This is a genomic window from Zoogloea oleivorans (genome assembly GCF_008107625.1).
GTDB classification, from domain to species: domain Bacteria; phylum Pseudomonadota; class Gammaproteobacteria; order Burkholderiales; family Rhodocyclaceae; genus Zoogloea; species Zoogloea oleivorans.
Genome location: NZ_SDKK01000031.1, coordinates 24,277 through 45,431 on the forward strand (window position 1 = coordinate 24,277; position 21,155 = coordinate 45,431).

Annotated in this window: 18 protein-coding genes and 4 pseudogenes; 4 read left to right on the forward strand and 18 right to left on the reverse strand. The window is 59.9% G+C overall.

Features of this window, described 5'->3' with window-relative positions:
- From ETQ85_RS26365 to ETQ85_RS22600, 13 genes and pseudogenes are all read right to left on the reverse strand, one after another.
- Positions 1-2,045: HAMP domain-containing protein (locus ETQ85_RS26365; protein ID WP_222862266.1), on the reverse strand; the 2,045-nt coding region annotated here is incomplete at its 3' end.
- A gap of 50 nt (positions 2,046-2,095) precedes the next feature.
- Positions 2,096-2,635, reverse strand: a pseudogene (locus ETQ85_RS27100) (methyl-accepting chemotaxis protein); the annotation flags it as partial.
- Between the two features lie 2 nt (positions 2,636-2,637).
- Positions 2,638-4,832 (reverse strand): annotated as a pseudogene (locus ETQ85_RS27385) (methyl-accepting chemotaxis protein); the annotation flags it as partial.
- A 47-nt stretch (positions 4,833-4,879) separates the two neighbouring features.
- Positions 4,880-5,383 (reverse strand): chemotaxis protein CheW, encoded by a 504-nt coding sequence (locus ETQ85_RS22555; protein ID WP_148581304.1) that lies wholly within the window; start codon positions 5,381-5,383, stop codon positions 4,880-4,882.
- Between the two features lie 148 nt (positions 5,384-5,531).
- Complete coding sequence (locus ETQ85_RS22560) at positions 5,532-7,790, reverse strand: chemotaxis protein CheW (protein ID WP_148581305.1); 2,259 nt, start codon at positions 7,788-7,790, stop codon at positions 5,532-5,534.
- Between the two features lie 37 nt (positions 7,791-7,827).
- Positions 7,828-8,193: a response regulator gene (locus ETQ85_RS22565; protein WP_148581306.1), complete on the reverse strand. Its 366-nt coding sequence runs from the start codon at positions 8,191-8,193 to the stop codon at positions 7,828-7,830.
- Between the two features lie 23 nt (positions 8,194-8,216).
- Entirely contained in the window at positions 8,217-9,422 is a 1,206-nt protein-coding gene (locus ETQ85_RS27310; protein ID WP_148581307.1) for a methyl-accepting chemotaxis protein, read from the reverse strand.
- A 53-nt stretch (positions 9,423-9,475) separates the two neighbouring features.
- Positions 9,476-10,480 carry a flagellar motor protein MotB gene (motB, locus tag ETQ85_RS22575; RefSeq protein WP_148581308.1) on the reverse strand — a complete coding sequence of 335 codons (1,005 nt, stop codon included), beginning with the start codon at positions 10,478-10,480 and terminating at the stop codon, positions 9,476-9,478.
- Between the two features lie 61 nt (positions 10,481-10,541).
- On the reverse strand, positions 10,542-11,393 hold the full coding sequence (gene motA, locus ETQ85_RS22580; protein WP_148581309.1) for a flagellar motor stator protein MotA: 852 nt from the start codon (positions 11,391-11,393) through the stop codon (positions 10,542-10,544).
- A gap of 189 nt (positions 11,394-11,582) precedes the next feature.
- Complete coding sequence (gene flhC / locus ETQ85_RS22585; protein ID WP_148581310.1) at positions 11,583-12,125, reverse strand: flagellar transcriptional regulator FlhC; 543 nt, start codon at positions 12,123-12,125, stop codon at positions 11,583-11,585.
- 26 nt (positions 12,126-12,151) lie between these two features.
- Positions 12,152-12,469: a flagellar transcriptional regulator FlhD gene (flhD, locus tag ETQ85_RS22590; protein ID WP_148581311.1), complete on the reverse strand. Its 318-nt coding sequence runs from the start codon at positions 12,467-12,469 to the stop codon at positions 12,152-12,154.
- A 186-nt stretch (positions 12,470-12,655) separates the two neighbouring features.
- The gene (locus ETQ85_RS22595) at positions 12,656-14,410 is read right to left on the reverse strand and encodes a GGDEF domain-containing response regulator (RefSeq protein ID WP_187394821.1); all 1,755 of its coding nucleotides are present in this window, start codon (positions 14,408-14,410) and stop codon (positions 12,656-12,658) included.
- Positions 14,411-14,488: 78 nt separating this feature from the next.
- The gene (locus ETQ85_RS22600; RefSeq protein ID WP_148581312.1) at positions 14,489-16,510 is read right to left on the reverse strand and encodes a diguanylate cyclase; all 2,022 of its coding nucleotides are present in this window, start codon (positions 16,508-16,510) and stop codon (positions 14,489-14,491) included.
- 160 nt (positions 16,511-16,670) lie between these two features.
- On the opposite strand from ETQ85_RS22600, the gene ETQ85_RS22605 reads away from it, so the two are divergent.
- Complete coding sequence (locus ETQ85_RS22605; protein ID WP_148581313.1) at positions 16,671-17,216, forward strand: NUDIX hydrolase; 546 nt, start codon at positions 16,671-16,673, stop codon at positions 17,214-17,216.
- Positions 17,217-17,271: 55 nt separating this feature from the next.
- Here ETQ85_RS22605 and ETQ85_RS26375 read toward each other — a convergent pair whose 3' ends face one another.
- From ETQ85_RS26375 to ETQ85_RS27525, 5 genes and pseudogenes are all read right to left on the reverse strand, one after another.
- Complete coding sequence (locus tag ETQ85_RS26375; protein WP_187394817.1) at positions 17,272-17,436, reverse strand: hypothetical protein; 165 nt, start codon at positions 17,434-17,436, stop codon at positions 17,272-17,274.
- A gap of 226 nt (positions 17,437-17,662) precedes the next feature.
- A pseudogene (locus ETQ85_RS22610) lies at positions 17,663-18,031 on the reverse strand (DDE-type integrase/transposase/recombinase); the annotation flags it as partial.
- A 164-nt stretch (positions 18,032-18,195) separates the two neighbouring features.
- The gene (locus ETQ85_RS22615; RefSeq protein WP_148581314.1) at positions 18,196-18,720 is read right to left on the reverse strand and encodes a hypothetical protein; all 525 of its coding nucleotides are present in this window, start codon (positions 18,718-18,720) and stop codon (positions 18,196-18,198) included.
- A 3-nt stretch (positions 18,721-18,723) separates the two neighbouring features.
- Positions 18,724-19,632: pseudogene (gene tnpC, locus ETQ85_RS22620) on the reverse strand (IS66 family transposase); the annotation flags it as partial.
- A gap of 62 nt (positions 19,633-19,694) precedes the next feature.
- Positions 19,695-19,880, reverse strand: a complete 186-nt coding sequence (locus ETQ85_RS27525) for a group II intron maturase-specific domain-containing protein (RefSeq protein WP_148581317.1) — start codon at positions 19,878-19,880, stop codon at positions 19,695-19,697.
- Positions 19,881-20,016: 136 nt separating this feature from the next.
- Between ETQ85_RS27525 and tnpA the strand changes: the two genes are divergently transcribed.
- The 3 genes from tnpA to ETQ85_RS22650 form a co-directional block, all read left to right on the forward strand.
- A complete protein-coding gene (gene tnpA / locus ETQ85_RS22640; protein ID WP_246128870.1) occupies positions 20,017-20,382 on the forward strand; it encodes an IS66-like element accessory protein TnpA in 366 nt (121 codons plus the stop codon).
- The gene (tnpB, locus tag ETQ85_RS22645) at positions 20,379-20,708 is read left to right on the forward strand and encodes an IS66 family insertion sequence element accessory protein TnpB (protein ID WP_222862267.1); all 330 of its coding nucleotides are present in this window, start codon (positions 20,379-20,381) and stop codon (positions 20,706-20,708) included. Before tnpA ends, tnpB begins: the two co-directional genes overlap by 4 nt.
- A 61-nt stretch (positions 20,709-20,769) precedes the next feature.
- Positions 20,770-21,155, forward strand: a 386-nt coding sequence (locus ETQ85_RS22650) for a transposase (RefSeq protein ID WP_187394820.1), incomplete at its 3' end; no start/stop codon positions are given.

The following is a 21,155-nucleotide window of genomic DNA, read 5'->3' on the forward strand; positions in this document are numbered from 1 at the left end:
GTCCGCGCCGACAGATCCGAATTGCCCGCCGAGATCTCCTGCGCCGCCACGTTGATCGATTCGGAGGCTTCCTTGATCTGCCCCACCACTTCGCGCAGACGTTCGACGGTGGTGTTGGTGTCGTCCTTCAGTTGGCCAAAGGTGCCGCCATAGTCCGCGGTGATCGTCTCGGTCAGATCGCCCTTGGCAATCGCATTGAGCACCCGGGCCAGATCGTCGAGACTGCCGGCCAGGCCTTCCATGAGATTGTTGATACCACTGGAGAGGTCGCGGAAGAATCCTGTCTTGCCCTCGGTCTCCAGACGGGCAGAGAAGTCACCCTCTGCCGCCGCGGCTACGATGGCCTGGATTTCGTTCTCGGCCGCCAGCTCGTCAGTGCGGTCACGCCACTCGCCCACCGAGCCGAGACGCTCACCGGTCGCGCTGACAATCGGGCTGGTGACCACATCGAAGATGCGTCCGCCGATGGTCATCTGGGTGCGGGTGATCTGGGTCAGCGCAGCCAGTCGCTGCAACGCAGCGGCCGGATCCGGGTAAAGCTGACCGATGGAACTGCCGACGAAGCTGTCGGTACTGAAGCCCGGAGCATGATTGCGGATCACGCCTTCGATACGGCGGATCGTCTTGAGCAGTGCAGGGTTGGCGTAAAGGACCCTGCCGCTCATGTCGGCAATCCGCACATTGGTTTCCACGGTATCCAGGCCAACCTTGATCTGCGCCATCTCGTCGGAAACGATCTTCGCCGCAGCAACGTCATAGCCCAGGCGGGTCTGCATGGCCTCAAGCCCATCCATCACGCGGCCGATCTCGTCAGTGCGCCCTGTCGCGATGGCCGTATGGAAGTTGCCATCGGCGATCTGCTGAAACACCGCCACGGCATCCCGCAGGGGGCCGACGATCCGGCGCACCAGCCACCAGGCCAGCCCCACGGCCAGCAGGGCAGCCAGAACCACCCCGATAACGGTCAGGGTCAGCGCTTCCTTGAAGGTCGACACCGCGCCCTGACGCTGCTCCTCGGCGCGGCCGATCTGGTAGCTCTGCAAGGCATGCCCGCTCTCGATCGCGAGCTTGAAGCGGGGATTTACCTCACTGATGATCAGACGGTTGGCTTCCTCATACCGACCACCAGCCAGGGCATCACGGGCGGGCCGCAAGCCCTTCGTCAGTAGCGAATCCAGAGCATCTGAAAAAGTTTTGAACAGCGCCTGCTGTTCGGGGGGTTCTGCCCCCACGTAAACGGCATAAGCCTTTTTCAGGCTTTCCGCCTCAAGCACGGCCTTGTCGAAGGCATCGGTATGCGCGGTCAAGGGGTGGTCATGCATCTTGCTCGCCGGATTTTCCGGGGCATGCAAGAGGCCCAGAAGCGTCTGGGCCCGGGATTCGCTCATGGCAAGCTCGATCTGGGCAAGCTCAACCGTGGGCTTCAGACGACGGTTGAAAAAGGAATCCAGGCTGTCATTTGCACCAGCCAGCTTGGATACGCCTATGTATCCCTGCCCCATGACAATCAGCGTGAGCACCGCCAGGGACAAGAGGATGGCGCTGCGCACCTTCAGGTGGGCCAGCACCTTCCCAAGCTGCCCGAACAGGCCTGCCTTGACAACCTTACCATCCCGTATCGCCAGGCTACCGGCCTTGCCGTCCCGGAACAGGGCATAGGCCGCATCTGCCGCCTGGATATCCTCCCGGCGAGCCTTGCGACGCACTGACATGAAGCCGGACACCTGCCCCGCCTCCACGATGGGTGCGGCATGTGCCTCGACCCAGTAGTGATCACCGTTCTTGCACCGGTTCTTCACCATGCCAACCCACGGGCGCCCTGCCTTGAGGGCCTGCCACATATCGGCAAATGCCTCCACCGGCATATCCGGATGGCGAACGATGTTGTGGGGCCGCCCCAGCAATTCTTCTTCCGTGAAACCGCTGATCGCAATAAAGTCACGGTTGATGTAGGTAATCTGCCCCTTGAGATCGGTCTTCGAGACGATCAGGGTTTGGTCGCCCAGCTCGATTTCCCGCTGGGTCACTGGCATGTTTATTTTCATCTCACGTCCCCTCTGGACCAGACTTTCACTCTCAACACCTCATCAAACCGTCAGAACTCTTCCCACTCGGCGGCCGCCAGATTGGCACCACCATGCTTGACCTTCGGCATGGGCGCACCAACCTTGGGATGATTTCCTCCACGAGCAGGAAGGACCGAGACCGTGGCCCGGACGGGGCTTCGCATCACGCCCGGTCGTGGGGCCGACGCCCCATCGCGTGACCCGGACTCACTGCCGCGCGCTGCGGCCGAGAGCTGGAACATGGCCACCGAGCGCACCAGGGCCTGAGACTGCTCTTCCAGGCTTTCAGCGGCTGCGGCCGCCTCTTCAACCAGCGCCGCGTTCTGCTGCGTCACTTCGTCCATCTGACCCACCGCCTGCGTCACCTGCTCGATGCCACTGCTCTGCTCGGCACTCGCTTCGGCAATCTCGGTCACCAGCGCCGACAACCGCTGGAAGTTCGACACCACATCTTCCATCGTCTGCCCGGCTTCATTGACCAGCCGCGCACCGTCTTCCACCTTGTCCACACTGTCGGCGATCAGGGCCTTGATCTCCCGTGCTGCCTGCGCACTGCGCTGGGCCAGGCTNNTTGAGCGCCAGAATGTTGGTCTGGAAGGCGATCGAATCAATCACCCCGATGATGTCGGCGATCTTCTTCGAGCTTTCCTGGATCGAACCCATGGTGCCCACCACCCGGCTCACCATCGCCCCGCCCTGCTCCGCCACTTCATTGCTGGCGTTGGCCAGCTCCTTGGCCTGACGCGCGTTGTCCGCGTTCTGCTTGACCGTCGCGTTCAGCTGCTCCATCGAGCTCGCCGTCTCTTCGAGGCTGCTCGCCTGTTCTTCGGTCCGCGCCGACAGATCCGAGTTGCCCGCCGAGATCTCCTGCGCCGCCACGTTGATCGATTCGGAGGCTTCCTTGATCTGCCCCACCACTTCACGCAGACGTTCGACGGTGGTGTTGGTGTTGTCCTTCAGTTGGCCAAAGGTGCCGCCATAGTCCGCGGTGATCGTCTCGGTCAGGTCGCCCCGTGCGATGGCGTTGAGCACCCTGGCAATGTCCTCCAGACTGGTGGCGACGATGCCCATCAGGTTATTCATGCCCTCCGACAGGGTCGCGAAGAAGCCGGCCTTGCCGTCGAGGGTCAGACGCCGTGCAAAGTCGCCGGCGACTGCGGCCTGCAGCAAATCGGCCAGCTCCTGCTCAATCCGGACCTCGTTGGTCCGATCCAGCCATTCAACCACCGAACCGAGACGCGCACCTTCGGCGTTCAACACCGGATTGGCCACCAGCGAGAAGGTTCGGCCACCGATCTTGACCACAGCCCTGTGCTCGCCATGCAGATTGCCGAGCATGTTGCGCTGGTGAGCCGGATTCTTGTGGAAGGCGTCGAAATTGCGACCAACCAGCCCCGTCGCACTGAAGGCCGGCAGCTCCTTGCGGATGTCGCTCTCCGCTTCCCGCATCATGCTCAGCACCGACTCGTTGCAGTACACAATCTGCCCGTCGTTGTCGGCCAGCATGATGTTCGTCGATGCCTTGTCGAGGGCATTGCGGACACGCAGGTTGGCTGCAGCCACCTCATGCTCGGCATTCAGCTTGGCCAGCAAACTGGCCTGCATGCCATTGAGGCCACTGGATATTTGGCCGAAGGCGTCAGAGGACGAGACGGAAACCGGCACATCAAGCTGTCCATCGGCAATTCTGCCGACGCCAGCCTGGATCTCCCCAATCCCGTCAAGCATCGTCCGGCGAAAGCCCAGGAAGAGATAAACAACCGTCAGCAAGCTCACCACGATGACACCAATGGCCATCAGGCGGGCGTCCTGGAGACGGTCAAGACGGGCGGCCAGACGCTGATCGAACTCCCGGGCCGACACGTCGAAAAGCGCGTAGGCCGAATCCACAGCCTTGCTCCCCGCATCGAACACCTGGGTCGGCGGCACCACGATGCCCGTCTGCTTCAACAAATCGCGCTCAGCCAGATCAAGGAAGGCTTTGGCATGGGTATCAAAGACCGTCTGCGGCTCATGGAGTAAAGCCTTGAGCCCCGCCTCGTTGCCACCCGCCTTGATGATCGAGGCCTCAATGGCCGTGCGTCCGTCGGCAACACGCCGCAACAGCACCGTCAGGTCGATCCGCTCCGCCTCGGTGCTCACCTGACGTACGGCAAGTCCGGTTCCAAGCGCCCGGGCACGCCCCGCGTCCTCCGCAATATTGGGAATGCGGGAGGTAAACAAGTCCATCAGATAGTAGGTTTCCAGCTCTGGATCAAGCGTCGCATTCGTCAGGTCCGCGGTGCGGGTGATGAAGTCGCGCACCGTGGCAATGTATTCACTGTGCAGACGGAAACTCTCCGGGCCACTGACGCTCAGCGCCCTGGCCTGCACTGCATCCCAGCCCTGGCGCACGACCTGCCAGTCACGGGAGGTGCCGACGAACGCACCTTCACGGGCATCTATTTCATCGCCGGCCTTGAGCGCCGCCGCCACCTGCTCGCGCAACTCGGCCAGGCGTCCAGAGAGTGCGGAATTGCCACCGATCACCGTCTGGGCCACCCCGCGATGCGCCTGCACGGCCTGCATCAACTGACGCGCCGGCATGACAACCGGAACGGTATGGGTTTCCTTGCGGGAAAAGGCGATGTCACCCTCAATACGATCTAGCAACATGAAGGCCAGCACAGCGACCGGAATCAACACGATCAGGCCAAGAAGCGCCATCTTGCCCTGCACGGACAAACGGTTCATCACGCCGACAGCGGGGGAAAGAAAAGTGCTCATGGCGAAAGCTTTCTATATGGAATCAAAGCCTGAAGGCGTGGGCACGCTCAGTGGACCACGTCATCCACCAGCGCCATCTCGCTGGAGAGCATCAATCGCTCGATATCAACGACGATCAGCATGCGTTCACCAAGAGCGCCGAGGCCCATGATGTAGGCGGTATCGACCGAAGACGCGAAATCGGGTGCTGGCCGGATCTGCTCCGGCTTGAGGGCAATCACATCGGAAACGGCATCCACCACCATCCCGACGACACGACCGCCGATATTCAGGATGATCACCACGGTGAAAGGTGTGTATTCCGCCACCCCCACCGCGAACTTGATGCGCAGATCGACAATCGGAACGATCGTGCCGCGCAGATTGATCACCCCCTTGATAAAGCTGGGGGCATTGGCAATGGTGGTCACTGCGTCGTAACCGCGAATCTCCTGGACCTTCAGGATGTCGATCGCGTATTCCTCGGCACCGAGGGTAAACGTCAGAAGCTCCTGAGCGAAACCGGACTCTTCCGACTCATTGACTGTGGCGCTTTGGGCAGCCTGCAACATGGCAACACTCCTCGTTGGGGATGCTTTCTTTACGGCAGGGGAATGGCTTTCTGAAGGCGCCCCGCGAGACTTCCGCCAATCGCAGGAAGCAAAGAAAAAGCCGCCCGGAGGCGGCCTGAAAATCCCTTCCGGGACGAGCGAAAAGAACTTACGCGGCGGCCGGCAAAACCCGCCTGGCCATGCTCACCAGCAATGGAACGTCCAGGATCAGGGCCACCCGGCCGTCACCCATGATGGTTGCGCCGGCAATGCCGGGCACCCGCCGGTAATTGGCCTCCAGGCTCTTGATCACCACCTGGTGCTGACCAATAAGCTGGTCGATGAAGAGGGCTGCACTCTGACCGTCCGCCTCAAGCACAACCATGATGCCCTTCGACCAGTCGGTAATCGCCCCCTGAATGCGGAAGACGTCGTGCAGACAGATAACCGGCAAATACTCGCCACGCACCTGGATCAACCGCTCGACCCCCGACACGCTCTTCATCATGCCCCGCTCCGGCTGCATCGACTCCATCACGTAGCCCAGCGGAATGATGTAGGTTTCCAGCCCGACGCCTACACTCATGCCATCGAGAATCGCCAGCGTGAGCGGCAGGCGCACGGTAATACGCGTCCCCACACCGGTCATCGAGTCGAGTTCGATACGACCGCCCATGGCCGAGATGTTCTTCTTGACCACATCCATGCCAACACCACGCCCGGAAACTTCCGTGACCTGTTCGGCAGTCGAGAAGCCGGGCTCCATGATGAGCTGCCAGACGTCCTGATCGGCCATCGCATCACTCACCGCCATGCCACGCTCCTTCGCCTTGGCGAGGATGCGTGCACGATTCAGGCCGGCTCCGTCGTCACCCACTTCGATGACAATGTTGCCGCTCTGATGGTAGGCGCTGAGGGTGATCGTGCCCGTTTCCGGCTTGCCGGCGGCGCGACGCTTTTCGGGCGTTTCGAGACCATGATCGAGACTGTTGCGAACCAGGTGGGTGAGCGGATCGGTGATGCGTTCGACCAGACTCTTGTCCATCTCGGTGGTTTCACCAATGGTTTTCAGTTCGACCTGCTTGCCGAGCTTCTGGGAAAGATCCCGAACCACCCGCGGGAAACGGCTGAAGACCACCGAAATCGGCATCATCCGGATGGACATCACGGACTCCTGCAGATCGCGGGTATTGCGCTCAAGTTGAGCCAGGCCGTTAATGAGGCGCTCAAAGATGACCGGATCCACGTTGCTGGCAGCCTGCGTCAGCATGGCCTGGGTGATCACCAGTTCACCGACCAGATTAATCATCTGATCCACTTTTTCGACACTTACCCGAATCGAACCGCTATCACCGGCACCGACCGCGCGGGCTGACGGCTTCTTCGCCACCACAGGGGATGGCACCGGCGCAGGCGCCTCTTCGGCGACCTTTGGCGCCATCGGGGCCGCGGCCTGAACGCTTGCAGCCACCGGCACAGGCTCGAACAAACCATAGGCTGTCTCGACTGGCACATCATCCAGCGGTGGCAGTTCTGTAAAAAACCCATAGGGCTCGGCAGCCTGTTGCCTGGTCAGAAGGTTTGCCACCTCGGCTTCGTCGAAAAACCCATAGGCCTCTTCGACGACAGCTGACGATACGGCCGGCAAGGGCTCAAAAAACCCATAGGCGTCATCACTGGTACGCCATTCGGTTGTGGGCTGCTCGTCAAGATCACCAAAAAACCCGTAGGCCTCGTTGTCACCCGCCGCCCCAGTAAATGACTCAACCCGCAACGTAGCGCCATCGGCAACGAAATCCAGTACACCACGCAAGACTTCCGCATCAACCTCGGTGAAAATCCGGAGCTGGCAGTTGGGACTGCCCGGGCCTGGCGCCTCGATCGTTTCGACCGCACCAAAACTGCCAAGCTCGGCGATCAGGTGAGCCAAGCACTCGGCCTCCGCTGCATGGTCGCCGACCAAAGAGAAGAACAGATCAAAACCCGTGACTGGCGTAGCGGCCGGAGGCGCGGTAACCGGAACAGGCACGGGCGCATCAAGGGCGCGGCACAGCGCTTCCAGCCGATGACAGATCGCCTCGGCAGCTTCGCGATCAGCCTCCTCCTCACCCCGGTGCGCAGCCAGCAGATTCTTCAGTACATCACCAGAGACGAGCGAGGCATCCACCATGTCATCGGTCAGCGGGGCTTCGCCCTTGCGCACCCGATCGAGCATGGTCTCCAGGATGTGGGTGACCTCCATCATGTCCTGGAAACCGAAGGTTCCACTCGACCCCTTAATGGAATGGGCCGCCCGGAACAGAGCATTCACCTCTTCCGGATCGGGCGCGCCCGGATCGATCGCAAGCAGCAACGCTTCCATGCTCGCCAAGTGCTCCGCAGCTTCCTCGAAGAACACTTGGTAGAACTGGCTCATGTCTATGGCCATGCCTGTCTCCCGTGATGCATGACTTGCCGGCGCAGACTTAGCCGATCACCTTCTTTACCACCTCAATGAGCTTTTGCGGATCGAAGGGCTTGACCAGCCAGCCCGTTGCCCCCGCAGCCCGCCCCTGAGACTTCATGGTGTCGGATGACTCGGTTGTCAGCATCAGAATGGGTACCGTGCGGTAATTGGGCATGGCACGCAACGACTTGATCAGGGACAGGCCATCCATGCGAGGCATGTTCTGGTCGGTCAGGACCAGGTTGCAGGCCCTTGCCTTTGCCTTGTCAAGGCCATCCATACCATCGACCGCCTCGACCACTTCGTAGCCGGCACTTTTCAGGGTAAAGGAAACCATCTGCCGGATCGAAGCAGAGTCATCAACAGTAAGTACGATCTTGGCCATCGTCATATCCTAGGGTTTTGAAACTAAAACAAATCAATCTCGCCATGCGAGACCTCCTGCTGACGCACCGGACTATTCTCGACGGCTGCTGCCAGCATTGAAAGCTGCGTCCGGACAGACTCGGTAGCTCGACGCAGGGGATTGACGTCACCCTCCGCCAGCGCATGCCGAATACCGTCGGACAAGGCATCGAACTCCTTCATCAGGCTGTTCAGCCCATCTACACGCCGATCCACGTGACCGATCAACTGGGAAACCATGTCCTGAAACTGCAAGGCCGTCACGGCGCGGTTTACCTCGGCATCCATCGTGTGGGTATGCTGGCCGAGCCGGGCGATGGCACTGCTGCGTTGCTGATTGATACCTTCCATCGAAGTCAGTACGTGCTCAACCTGCTGCTTCGACTCGAGGGCAAAATTCATGTCCGTCGAAGCCATCTTCTCGATCGCCTCCTCGGTGCCCTTCACGCCTTCGCGCATAGACTTCATGACAACCGCAATCTGCTGGCTGAACTGACTGGTGCGGGTGGACAGATCACGCACTTCATCCGCCACCACAGCAAATCCGCGACCGGCTTCACCAGCCCGTGCAGCCTCGATGGCCGCATTGAGGGCCAGAAGATTGGTCTGCTTGGCAATCCCGCCGATCTCACCGAGGATCGACTCCACATCTGCAGCCCGTTTTGAAATCCGGTCAGTCAGCTCGACCAGCTCCATGCCAAGCTTGCTGTTCATGATCACGCTATCGACCACCCGCTGCATGACTTCAGACGTGTGACTGACAAATTCGTCGAAGCGCGTAGCGGGATCGCCGCCGCTGTCATCGTCCTGCGCCAGCCCCATGGCAATGGACTGCTGCGCATTGGTTGCCGCGAGAATTCCCTGAAAGCTCCGTGTCAAAGTCACAATCGCGCCAGACAGCATGTCCTGCACCCGATTGACCTCTTCCCGAATCGCTTCATGCTGCTGTCTGAACAACCGGGTGCTTTCACGCAACACCCCTTCCACCGCAACCAGGCTTTCAACCTGGGGCGTCGCCGACGCCGTCTCAACGGACGGCATGGAAATCGGCAGAGCGAAGACCAGCCCGATCCAGCCAGACGTGAGGAGCCCGCAGAGCACAGCCAAGGCCCATCCAGCATCCAGAAAAAGTGCCGCCACTCCCACCATCAGGGCCGACCAAAAGAGCCCCGCGATGACCGCAGTTGATCGCGATAGCGTCATCATCATTAAAACCGGTTCGTCCGCACTTGTTAATATATCGTCACTCTCGGTCGGTTTCTTTAGGGAGCCCGCGGCATTCCTCGCTGCACGCCCCCCATGCCGGCACGGATGTCTGCCGCCTCCACCGAACCATCAGTGCTCACCTCAATTTTCTTGCCCGCATCTCCGCGCAGGGCAGCTTCGGCCTGCTTGTTGAGGACGACGATGCTGATGCGTCGATTGATCGGAAAGTTGGGATTCTCCGGATCGAGGGGCAAGGTATCTGCCAACCCGATAACCCGAACCATTTTCCCTTCCGCCAAGCCTCCCGCCACCAGCTCCCGCCGCGAAGCATTGGCCCGATTGGCCGACAGTTCCCAGTTCGAGAAGCCCCGCTCGCCCCCCGCATAACGGGTCGAATCCGTATGCCCGGACAGGCTGACCGGATTCTCAACACTATTAAGGGTTGCGCCGATGGAGCGCAAAAGCTCCTGCGTATAGGGCTTGAGCGAGGCACTCGATGAGTCGAACATTGGCCGGTTCTGCTCATCTACAATCTGAATGCGCAACCCCTCCAGCGTAATATCCAGCAGCAACTGATTCTTGAACGGCCGCATGCTCGGACTGGCCTCGATGATCGCCTCGATCTGTCCCTTCAGATCTTCAAGCTTGGCGCCCTCCTTGCGCTCCTCGCTCTTTTTCTGAGCCTCCGTTCCATCATCACCGGAAGGCTTGGTTGCCCCTTTGGCGGACTCGATGTTCATGGAGCGCTTGCCTTTGACATCTCCGCGCTTGACCTGCCCGACCGAGCGCGTCAGATCCTGGCCACCGCCCGCAATCGGACTGGTCGCATCTCCCGCGCCCGAACCGCCACTCATCGCCACCTTGAGGGGCGAACTGAAGAAATCGGAGATACCCTTCAAGTCGCCCTGAGCGGTCGAGCCCAGCAGCCACATCAGCAGAAAGAACGCCATCATGGCGGTCACGAAGTCGGCATAAGCGATCTTCCACGCCCCACCGTGGGCGCCGCCCCCGCCCTTCTTGATCTTCTTGACGACAATTGGCTGTTGGGTATCGTCGCTCATGGCATGGATCCCGCAGTCCAGGAACGCACGACTGCGTCAGGCTGCATCGTCAAAGCGTCCATCACTTCCGGCTCTTGATGGCTTCTTCCAGCTCGGCAAAACTAGGCCGGTCAGTGGAGAACAACACTTTACGACCAAACTCCACGGCAATCTGCGGTGCATAGCCGTTCATGCTGGCGAGCAGCACGGCCTTCATGCACTGATATATCTTGGCTCCCTCTTCGACCTTTTGCTCAAGCTGGCCGGCCACCGGCGCCACAAAACCATAGGAAACCAGAATGCCGAGGAAGGTCCCCACCAGCGCGCCACCGATCATCTTGCCGAGCACCGCGGGCGGCTGCCCCACCGAGCCCATCACGTTCACCACGCCCATCACCGCCACCACGATACCGAAGGCCGGCACCGCATCAGCAACCTTGGAGACCACATGGGCCGACGTGTGGGCTTCGGCATGGTGGGTCTCCATTTCGATATCCATCAGATTCTCGATCTCGAAGGCATTAAGGTTGCCGCCCACCATCATGCGCAGGTAATCACACAGAAAATCGACCGCATGGTGATCAGAGGCAAAGGCCGGATACTTGGAAAAAATCGGGCTGCCTTCGGGGTTCTCCACATCTCCCTCGATGGACATCAACCCCTCTTTCCGGACCTTGGCGAGAATCTCGTACATCATGCACAACACATCGACGTAAAAGGCCTTGTTGTACGGAGAGCCCTTGAAGATTGTCGGCAAGGCAGCGACCGTCGCCTTGATGGCCTTGGGCCCGTTCCCCGCCACGAAGCCACCCAGCGTCAGACCGACGATGGCGATGTACTCGGTCGGAACCCACAGGGCAGCGAGACTGCCGTGCACCGCGTAGGTGCCCAGGGAAGCCGCCAGGATAATGACATAACCGATGATCAGAAACATCGCCAAAACCTCTTTAAGCGGGGGCGCAGCAATTGCGCCACCCAAGGAGCGTTACTCTTCATCGGCGATATCGGCCTTACCTCCAGAAACTTGAGCATCTTAAGCAAGAGTGTCGTCACCTGAAAAGCCCAAAAAAATGCCGCCAAAATATCCTGGCGGCACAACCTCATTCAAAATGAAAGAGGAGGGTCAGGGAGTCGTTACCTCAACAGTCTGCGCCTTGCGGGTCTTTCCTGCACGAGACGGCACGTGACAAAGCCCGCAAACATAAGCATGGGTCGGATCGAACGCATGGGCGACGAACTCACCGCCGCAACATGTGCACTTCGCCGACTGAAGCAAACTGGCATCGAAGAAGCGGATCAGCGTCCAGGCACGTGTCAGGCTCAGAACCTGCTCCATCTCGAAAGATTCAATGTGTTCGTTATAAAGCCGGTAGGCGTGCACGATCGCCTCAAGACCCTCCAGCTTCGCATGGGTCCGTATGAACCGATGAAACGCCATGAACAGGGATGCATGGATATTCGGCTGCCAGGACATGAACCAGTCAGTCGAGAACGGCAACATGCCCTTCGGGGGAGACACTCCCCGGACTTCCTTGTAAAGCTTGAGCAAACGCTCACGGCTCAGGGAGGTTTCCACCTCCAGCATCTGCATTCGGGCACCAAGCCGGATGAGATCAACGGCCTTTTGAATATCCTGCGCTTCCAGCAGTACGCTCTTGTTACGCATGATGATTTTCCCGGTGCCCACAGTTGTCAGGCCAAGCTCTCCACCGGTCTGCCGGCGGCGAGAATGGCTGCGTGCAGATGCGCCGCACCACGCTCACGACCGTGGGAAGACAACAGATCAACCAGCATCGTGTCATTGAAACGGAACTGGCACAGCAGCATGTTTGAACTGGCCATTCTGAGAACCTGGGCCGAACTGAGCCCCTCCAGCACATCAGCCACATCTTCCCCCACACCAAGGCGGTATATGGCTGCGGTGCGATCCTCCCGGAGCATCTGCTGGGCAAGCATCAGGTAAGCGAGGTTCAGCTCCCTTATTTCGTCGTGCATACCGTTAGTGCGCATGATTTTCTCCTTGGCGAACGGCCTTTTGTATGCGGCAAATTCTGCCGCATACCGGCAACACGCACCATCCGAGGGCTTCGGATAATCACGTAGGTACAAACACGTAAACTGAAGTTAGAAAACCGCCTACACAAAAACCCAAATCAGGCATCACCCCAAAAAAAGCAGCAGGAGCGCGGCTTTCCATCAGTGCGCTGCGGACAAACTTCGGGCAGAAAGAACCTGCCGGAAGCGCTCTGCTTCCACAGGCCTTCCAAAAAAATACCCCTGAAAAAGCTCACAGCCATCGGTTCGCAGGACGTCCACCTGCGACAACGACTCGACCCCTTCGGCGATCACCTCAAGGCGCATGCTCCGCGCAAGAACAATGATCGCCCGCACTATTGCGGCATCTTCTTCGTCATCACACAGGCCGCGAACGAAAGACTGGTCAATCTTGATGACATCGACTGGAAACCGCTTGAGATAGGCCAGGGACGAATAGCCGGTACCGAAGTCATCAATGGCAAGGCGTACCCCCATGTTCTTGAACGCCCGAAGCATGGCCACGGCAGTCTCGGCGTCTTTCATCAGGGACGACTCGGTAATCTCCAGTTGCAACCCCCACGCCGGAAGGCCCGCATCGTCCAGGGCCCGACGGACGGATTCGATGAGTCTCGGCTGACCGAACTGGACGGCTGACACGTTAACCGAAACGCACATGCCGTTTCTCCCCATGTCGTGCCAGCGTCGGCACTCATTGCAGGCAACACGCATGATCCATTCGCCCAACTCAACGATCAGGCCGTTCTCCTCGGCAATGGGAATAAAACGATCAGGCGCCACACTACCCAGTGTGGGGTGATTCCAGCGAAGCAGGGCCTCCGCGCTCACGACATGCCCCTCCCTGCCACCCACACATGGCTGGTAAGCAACCCAAAGCTCTTTACGCTCAATGGCAAAACGCAGGTCGTTTTCCAGCGCAACCCGCTCAGCCGACGCCCGGTGCATTCCGCGATCATAAAACCGGAAACTGTTTCCTCCTTGCCGCTTGGCCGCACTCATGGCCAACTCCGAATTGGTCAGAAGCTCGAACACATCGCAGCCATCTCCGGGCACCAGCGCCACGCCGATACTGACGGACAGAAACAATTCGATTTTTTCATGGGCAAAAGGCAACTCAAAAACACGCAGCAACCAGCGCGCAAAGACCTCCGCACCTTCCCGCTCCCCGACTCCTGGCACAAAAACGCCGAAGGCATCTCCCCCCAGACGCGCCACGAAACCGTGAGACTCGGAACTCTCCAGCAGCCTCTGCGCAGCCTGAAGCAGCAGAGCATTACCGGACTCGTAGCCAAAACTCGAATTTATGCGCTGAAAACGGTCGAGGTCCAGATGAAAAACGGCCGCCTGTAAGGGCTTGCCATGCCGCTTGGCCTCTTGCGAGCACGCGGCAATGTGCGCGCACAGCGACTGCCGGTTCGGCAACTTCGACAAGGGGTCGAAATACGCCAGCTCCTGGAGCTGGCTGCCTGCATCGCGCACAGCCTTCCGGGCAGCAGCCCCGCGCAACTCCCTGCTGATGACCGGCACCAGACGCGCATAGTTGCCCTTCGGCACATAGTCACTGACACCATCCAGCATCGAGGAAAAAGCCAACTGATCGCTGATGACTCCGGAGTAAATCACAAAGGGGATATCGCGGCCACTGTCCTTGAGTATCTGCAGGGCCGTCCCCGAATCGAAGCCGGGCATGCAGTGATCGGAAATAACGATATCCCAAGCGCCTGTGTCCAGCGCATTGCGCATTGCCGGAGCCGTATCGACGCGGGTACACAAGACTTTCAAACCATGTTTATTGAGCGCCATGCCGAGGAGAAAGGCATCGTCCTCACAATCGTCAATCACAAGAATCTCAAGTTTCCGTTCGCCGGCCCCATGGCGACTTCCTGTATATCCCATCAAGCTTTTTACTTCCCGATTGCGGCACTAAAAACATATCGACCCACTGGCCGGGAACTTTAGAAAAGGGCCAACCGCTCAGCGGGGCGGAACAAGCGGACCTGGACGCAGGGACTGGACCGTCATGATTCTGTTTCGACCCTTGTTTTTGGCAAGATAAAGCGCCTGGTCAGCCCGCTTGATGAGCGCATCCGGTTCGGTCATTACCGTGTCGCGAGTTGCAACACCGATACTGACCGACATGTTCAGAGTCTGCCCTGACATGGCGAGTGGGGTACTCTCGACGGCAAACCGCACACGCTCGGCACAGGCAAGTGCCGCATCGAGCCCAGTATCCGGGCAAATAACCAGAAACTCATCGCCACCGGTACGGGCCACGATGTCCTGGGCGCGCAGCGCCCCCTTGACCGAAGCAGCCACCTGACGCAATACCGCGTCCCCGACATCATGACCGTGAGTGTCGTTATAGGTCTTGAACTGATCTACGTCGATGACCATTGTCGCCAACGGGCGGCGGGTCCGTGACGACACCAGCCACTCCTGCTGTACCCGCTCGATGGCATAGCGTCGATTGGGAAAGCCTGTCAAAGAGTCAGTCAAGGCGACCTCCTGCAGGCGTCGGTTCGACACCGCCAGTTCAGCCGCAAAACGACGGATCTCCTCACGATCCCGGTCCAGTTCCTGCTGCAGCCGGATAACCCGCTGACCCGCACGCAAACGGGCCGCAAGCACTCGCGGGTTGATCGGCTTGTTCATGAAATCATCGACGCCATTCTCGAAGGCCTCGATCAACCGATCATCATCCTCGAGGCTGGTCATGATCAAGATATAAATACTGCGTCCAATCTTGGTCTGTCGTAACGCCCGGGTCAATTCCAGCCCCGTAACCTCCGGCATCACCCAATCGACGATCATCAACTGGGGCTGAAACTCCAGGGCCATTTCCATCCCGGTCTTTCCGTCATGCGCTTCAAGGACTTGATGGCCGACCGTCTCCAGCACCTTGCGCACGAGCCCCCGCATGGAAGCGTCATCGTCGACCACCAGAACCCGCATTGGCGGAACTTCAGGAGGCAGTGCCAACTGCGGCTCTCCCCCAAGAAGCGCCGAGTGACCAGGGTGAACCACTTGAGATACGGCCCCCTCGGCGGGAGCCGGGACCAGACTGGCTGCAAGAGCCTCGCCACGACTGGCCAGCTCGCCAAAAGGCGGGATCTCCAATGTCTCGAGCTCGAGCAAACTCCCCCACGCCTGCCATTCCCGAACCACCCCGTCACACAACTCACTCACGGCAACAGGATCGAAGGCCAGGCGGGCGCCAATCTCAAAAAGCCGACCCATCAAATTTGGTCGTTCGGCCTCCTCTGCCAGGCAAACCTCTGCAATGTAAGAGGCCAGATTGAGGGAATGAGCAATCAGGTATTCACGTGAACCGTCAGCGTAACCAGAGGTTTCCGGCACCTCGGCAAAATACACCGGCTCATGAAAGATTCGCGGAAAGCCCCAGTCGGTCAGCATCGCGGAGGCCAGCTCACGGTGATTGAGTGCAAAGGCCCGCTGTTCCAGGGCCACCAACGGCACATCCCGATACTCCAGCGTCTGCTGCAGCACTTTGCCGTACTCCTGGGGATACAGGGTGGCCAAGGCCAACTCCCCCACACGCGCCAGAAGCCCCAGACAGAATGTCTCCTCCGCCGCAGCAGCCCGCGTTCGCTGAGTGATTGCCTGCATCGCCAACGCATAGACAAGACAACCTGTCCAGTAACGCCCGTAATCGAAACCCTTGCAAGCCCCGTCACGGTAGCTCGACAGCAAAGAGAAGCCCAGTGCCAGCGTCCGCACAGCCGGCAGCCCCAACACCATCAAAGCCTCCTGCACCGAAGCGATGGCACGCCGGTTATAACCAGCCAGACCATTCGCGGCCTTGATCAAGCGTCCGACAAAAGCCGGGTCTGTCTTGATAATTCGCGCCAAATCGCCCATCGAGCTGTCTTCCTGCTGTATCAGCCGGATGATTGCCAAGGCCACGCCTTTCGGAGAAGGCAGGTCCCCGGAGGCCTTCAAATGCTCAAATTTCGTAATATCGATCGGCGAAGCCATTATCTGATCCAGTCAAATTTCGCAGCACAAAGCCGCTCCTGGAACGTTATCGGACAATGAGTCCGCCCCTTTAGGTATAACGGCACCAGAACGCAGAGACCAACGGCACAATCGACGCCTTGATTTAGAATTACAAGGGTATCCACACTCTCGACCTGCCATGAACTTCTGCTCCCACTGCGGCTCCCCGGTAAGCCTCAAGATCCCGCCTGGAGACAACCTTCCCCGACACATCTGTGATCAATGCGGCACGATCCACTACCAGAACCCCAAAGTCGTGGTCGGCGCCATCGTGGAGTGGGAAGACAAAATCCTGATGTGTCGTCGCGCCATTGAGCCGCGCTACGGCTTCTGGACCCTTCCTGCCGGATTCATGGAGAACAACGAAACCACCGGAGACGCCGCTCTGCGTGAAACTCGTGAAGAAGCGGGTGCAAGAATCAACCTGGGGGCGATGTTTACGTTTGTGGATCTGCCACATATTAGTCAGATCCACATCATTTATCGCGCAACGCTGCTAGATCTGGATTTTCTGCCTGGCGAAGAGTCTCTCGAAGCCACTCTCCTCAGAGAGTCGGAGATCCCCTGGAACGAAATCGCGTTTCGATCTGTGGACTACACTTTGAAATGCTTCTTTGAAGACAAGCGACGTGGTCAGTTCGAACTCCATACCACCAGCCTTGCCACCCCCGGCTCTTACCGTTAGATTAAAACAGTGCATACCGAGAGTGAGCTGCAAGCATCCAGCCCACCTTACGTGATCACCGGGAGATGATCTGAACGTCGGTGACATCATGGGAGGTGGCATCGGCATCGATCAGCCGGTACAGGAAGGCATAGACGACACGCCATTTTGGCCGTTGGCGACGAGCGTGGCGGCCTTGTCGTTCAGGCACACGTCTGCCCACTGCGGCACGGGTGCTCATGGTCAAGGAAATCCGCGGTTTCCCCGACCGCCACTTCCTGACAACTCAATCCGGCTGGGTTGTCCCGGATGTGCAAGCGTCGTCCCGATGCCGTCTTGACTGTCAGATTTTGAGGTCGTAGTAGGCGAGGCTGAGTTCGATCATATCGAAGTGTGCGGGGTCAAACGAGTCACCGTGCCCTCGCACATATGCTGGCGCTCAGGGTGATTGGGGTCCGCTGTAGTGGTCAAGTAATATCGGACACCTCGATAGGGTGCTGTACTGCGGTTTTCCGTTCATAGGCTGTAGGTGGCAGGTAACCCAGCGTCGAGTGCAGACGGACGTTGTTGTAGAACCCGACGATATAATCGGTAATGTCACGACACGCCTCGGCGTGGTTGGCGTAGTCGTTCTGCCAGACGCCCTCTCTCTTCAGATTGAGGAAGAAGCGCTCCATGACGGTGCTGTCCCAGCCATTGCCTTTACGACTCATGCGGCCCGTCAAGCCATGACGGATTAGTAAAGCACGGTGGGCCTCGCTGGCGTACTGACTGCCGCGGTCGGAATGCACGATCAGGCCCCCTGGCGGTTGGCGCTGCGTAATAGCCATCTGCAAGTAAGCGTCCGGCGATCCCACCCTCCTTCGCACCATTCCCCTCGCCATAGTGTGCGCGATGAAGATCGTGGACACTATGGCGAAGCCGGGGCGTCGCCGAAATACCTACAGCCCGGAATTCAAACGCACGATCATAAGCGTCCATCGCCGCCACCGTGTGGGCGTCAGCGCGTGATGATCTGACCGGCAATGGGTTCTGCTGTGGTGGCATCGATCACCCGATGCAGCAAGGCATAGGCGACGCGCCATTTTTGGCCGTCGGAAATGAGGGTCACGGTCTTGTCATTGAGGCGCACGATCTGGCCACTGCGCTGGCGATGCTCATGATCGAGGAAGCCCACGGTATCTCCGATTCCCACTTCCTGCCGGGTCAATCCGCGGGCGGGATTGTCCCGGATGCGGACATCAGCGCCGTCGAGATTGATGGCCGTAAAGGGGAGGAGCCACTGTTCGCCGGTTTCGAGTTGGCGGACCAGGACTTCTTTCTTCCGGAATTCTCGAATCTGCCCTGAACACTGCCGGTTGGCCCGGGCATCGAAATACTCGACTTGCTGCCCGATGCGCAGTCGGGACTGGATGGCCAGGATCCATTTCGGATCGGCCAGCACGCGGTCGATGGCCACGCGCAGCCGATAGAGCTCGAAGCCGGACGCCTGGTTCAAGGCGGCCAGCAGGGCGGAGAAATCCATGCTTTATCCTTTGCCTGTGCCGCCCAGCGGCAGCAGTTCATCGATCCGACTGTAAGGCCAAGCCGGGAGTTTCTCCAAGGTCGCCCGAAGCCAGGCGTAAGGTTCCAGGTCGTTGAGCTTGGCGGTGGCCAGCAAACTCTGGATGGCCGCAGCACGACGACCCGCCCGTTCGGAACCCGTGAAGAGCCAGTTGCGCCGGCCCAGGCAAATCGGCCGGATGGCATTCTCGACGGGGTTATTGTCGATAGGCAACTGGCCACCCTCGACATAGCGCAGGATCGCCGGCCAACGTTTGAGGCTGTAATCGATGGCGCGGGCCAATCCAGTCCCATCGGCTGTCGTGACCCGCTGCGCCACCAACCAGTCGTGTAATGCCCGTAGGCGCGGCAGCGCCTCCTGCTCGCGAAGGCCCCAGCGCGCCGCCGCATCGCCCTCGCGGGCCTCTGCCTCAATGGCGTAGAGCTCGGCAATGCGCCGCAACGCCTCTTCAGCGACCGGATGCTTCCCCACGGCGTGGAGATCGAAGAACTTTCGTCGGCAATGGGCGAGACACGCCAACTCCGTAACACCTTGCCGGAAGATCTCCTTGTATCCCCCGTAGTCGTCCAGGAAATCCCGGGCATGCTGGCCGCTACGGCTGGTCTGATAGTCGAAGACCACGAGCCACGGCGCCCCCCCCCTCCAGGTCATTGCTGCGATAGGCCCAGAGGTAAGCCCGTTTCGTCTTGCCCTGGCCCGGGGCCAGCTGCTGAATCGGGGCTTCATCGGCATGCAGCACCGGGAAAGCGAGGAGTTCTTCCTTCAGGGCATCGACCAGGGGCTGAAGATCTGGCCGACCCACTGGGCGAGCGTCGATTGAGGAATCGCGAGCCCCGCCCGGCCGAAGATGCCTTCTTGGCGATAGAGGGGCAGTCGAGTGGCGCGGGGGAATCTCACCCCCACGCTCTTCCAGAACCGGACGTGAACCTCTCGGCTCATCCGGCTCCTATCGTCCCACCGTTGCCGCAAGGTTCCAATGCGGGAAGAGATTTGGCGGACGGGTAGAAACGACCATAGTAGAGAACCCATCCCTGAATCACCGAACGAGCCCAACGCACAAGGTCATCCAAACCAAGATCAGCACGATGATGCAGCCGCCAACGACGCATGGTTTTACGCATCGAACGCCCGGTGTTTCTGTTTCATCTATTTCTGCTCCACGGGTGGATCATCGTAAGCCCCCGGCAAACCCACCTTCCCCCGACCGCTTAGCTCGCTAAACATAGTGTCCACTACGCATTAGAAGTGGACACTTACATGACCATCACCCAGCCCCTCCGTACCCGTCGCACCCATTCCGAGGCGTTCAAGCAGTCCCTGATCGAAGCCTGCGGCGAGCCCGGCGCCTCGGTCGCGGGTGTTGCGCTGGCCAACGGGATCAACGCCAACCAGCTGCGGCGCTGGATGCGCGAGCGAGGCATCGAGCCGCCCGAGTTGTCCTGTCTGCCCTTACGTGTGGCGGCCTCCGAGCCGATGGGTGGCTTTGTCCCGGTGCAGCTTTCCCCAAGCGTTGATCCACCCATCCGCGTGGAACTGCGTAAGGGCACCGCCGTGGTCACGGTAGACTGGCCCGCGTCCTCGGCGGCCGCCTGTGGCGCCTGGCTGCGCGAGTGGCTCGGATGATCCGGGTCGAAGCCCTGTGGCTGTCGGTGGCACCGCTCGACATGCGGGCCGGCATGGACACGCTCCTCGCCCAGGTGGTGCGGGTCTTCGGCGAAGCACGGCCGCATCACGCCTACCTCTTCGCCAACCGGCGCGGCACCCGGATGAAGGTACTGATCCATGACGGCCAGGGGATCTGGCTCGCCTGCCGGCGGCTCAATCAGGGGAGATTTCGCTGGGCCGAAGGGAACGGCTCGCTGACGCTCTCCCAAGCCCAGTTCGACGCGCTGGTGCTAGGGCTGCCCTGGCAGCAATTGAGCGGCGACGGTGCGATCCGGATGATTTGAAGGTCCACCATCGGGGGATGTCCCGATGGCAGTAGCGGTGTTCCAACGGCATGATTTGCCCATGGTTCTCCCCGCCAACCTCCACGCACTCGACGCCGACGCCCTGCGTCAGCTGCTCATCGCCCAGGACCGGGAACTCACCTGGCGCCAGACCAAGATCGATCAGCTCACCCACGAACTCTCGCTTCACAAACGCTGGCGCTTCGGGGTCAAGACCGAGCGCCTGCCGGCGGAGCAGGCCCAGCTGTTCGAAGAGACGGTCGAAGCCGACCTGGCGGCGATGACCGAGGAGCTCGAACAGCTCTCCGGCAAACCGCCTGCCGCCAAGGGTCAGGCCAAACGCAAGCCGCTGCCGCCTGAACTGCCCCGCACCGAGATCCATCACGAGCCAGACTCCACCACCTGCGCCTGCGGCTGCCAGATGAAAGTAAGCGTCCAGCCAAGTCA

What these genes read in the sequence shown, in the direction of transcription:
- ETQ85_RS26375 (WP_187394817.1), bottom strand. Translation starts at nt 17,436, where the DNA reads ATGAGCACCCGTGCCGCAGTGGGCAGACGTGTGCCTGAACGACAAGGC.
- ETQ85_RS22605 (WP_148581313.1), top strand. Translation starts at nt 16,671, where the DNA reads ATGAACTTCTGCTCCCACTGCGGCTCCCCGGTAAGCCTCAAGATCCCG.
- ETQ85_RS22615 (WP_148581314.1), bottom strand. Translation starts at nt 18,720, where the DNA reads ATGGATTTCTCCGCCCTGCTGGCCGCCTTGAACCAGGCGTCCGGCTTC.
- ETQ85_RS22560 (WP_148581305.1), bottom strand. Translation starts at nt 7,790, where the DNA reads ATGGCCATAGACATGAGCCAGTTCTACCAAGTGTTCTTCGAGGAAGCT.
- ETQ85_RS22555 (WP_148581304.1), bottom strand. Translation starts at nt 5,383, where the DNA reads ATGTTGCAGGCTGCCCAAAGCGCCACAGTCAATGAGTCGGAAGAGTCC.
- ETQ85_RS22595 (WP_187394821.1), bottom strand. Translation starts at nt 14,410, where the DNA reads ATGGGATATACAGGAAGTCGCCATGGGGCCGGCGAACGGAAACTTGAG.
- flhC (WP_148581310.1), bottom strand. Translation starts at nt 12,125, where the DNA reads ATGCGTAACAAGAGCGTACTGCTGGAAGCGCAGGATATTCAAAAGGCC.
- motA (WP_148581309.1), bottom strand. Translation starts at nt 11,393, where the DNA reads ATGTTTCTGATCATCGGTTATGTCATTATCCTGGCGGCTTCCCTGGGC.
- ETQ85_RS27310 (WP_148581307.1), bottom strand. Translation starts at nt 9,422, where the DNA reads ATGATGATGACGCTATCGCGATCAACTGCGGTCATCGCGGGGCTCTTT.
- ETQ85_RS22565 (WP_148581306.1), bottom strand. Translation starts at nt 8,193, where the DNA reads ATGGCCAAGATCGTACTTACTGTTGATGACTCTGCTTCGATCCGGCAG.
- ETQ85_RS22600 (WP_148581312.1), bottom strand. Translation starts at nt 16,510, where the DNA reads ATGGCTTCGCCGATCGATATTACGAAATTTGAGCATTTGAAGGCCTCC.
- tnpA (WP_246128870.1), top strand. Translation starts at nt 20,017, where the DNA reads ATGACCATCACCCAGCCCCTCCGTACCCGTCGCACCCATTCCGAGGCG.
- tnpB (WP_222862267.1), top strand. Translation starts at nt 20,379, where the DNA reads ATGATCCGGGTCGAAGCCCTGTGGCTGTCGGTGGCACCGCTCGACATG.
- flhD (WP_148581311.1), bottom strand. Translation starts at nt 12,469, where the DNA reads ATGCGCACTAACGGTATGCACGACGAAATAAGGGAGCTGAACCTCGCT.
- motB (WP_148581308.1), bottom strand. Translation starts at nt 10,480, where the DNA reads ATGAGCGACGATACCCAACAGCCAATTGTCGTCAAGAAGATCAAGAAG.
- ETQ85_RS27525 (WP_148581317.1), bottom strand. Translation starts at nt 19,880, where the DNA reads ATGCGTAAAACCATGCGTCGTTGGCGGCTGCATCATCGTGCTGATCTT.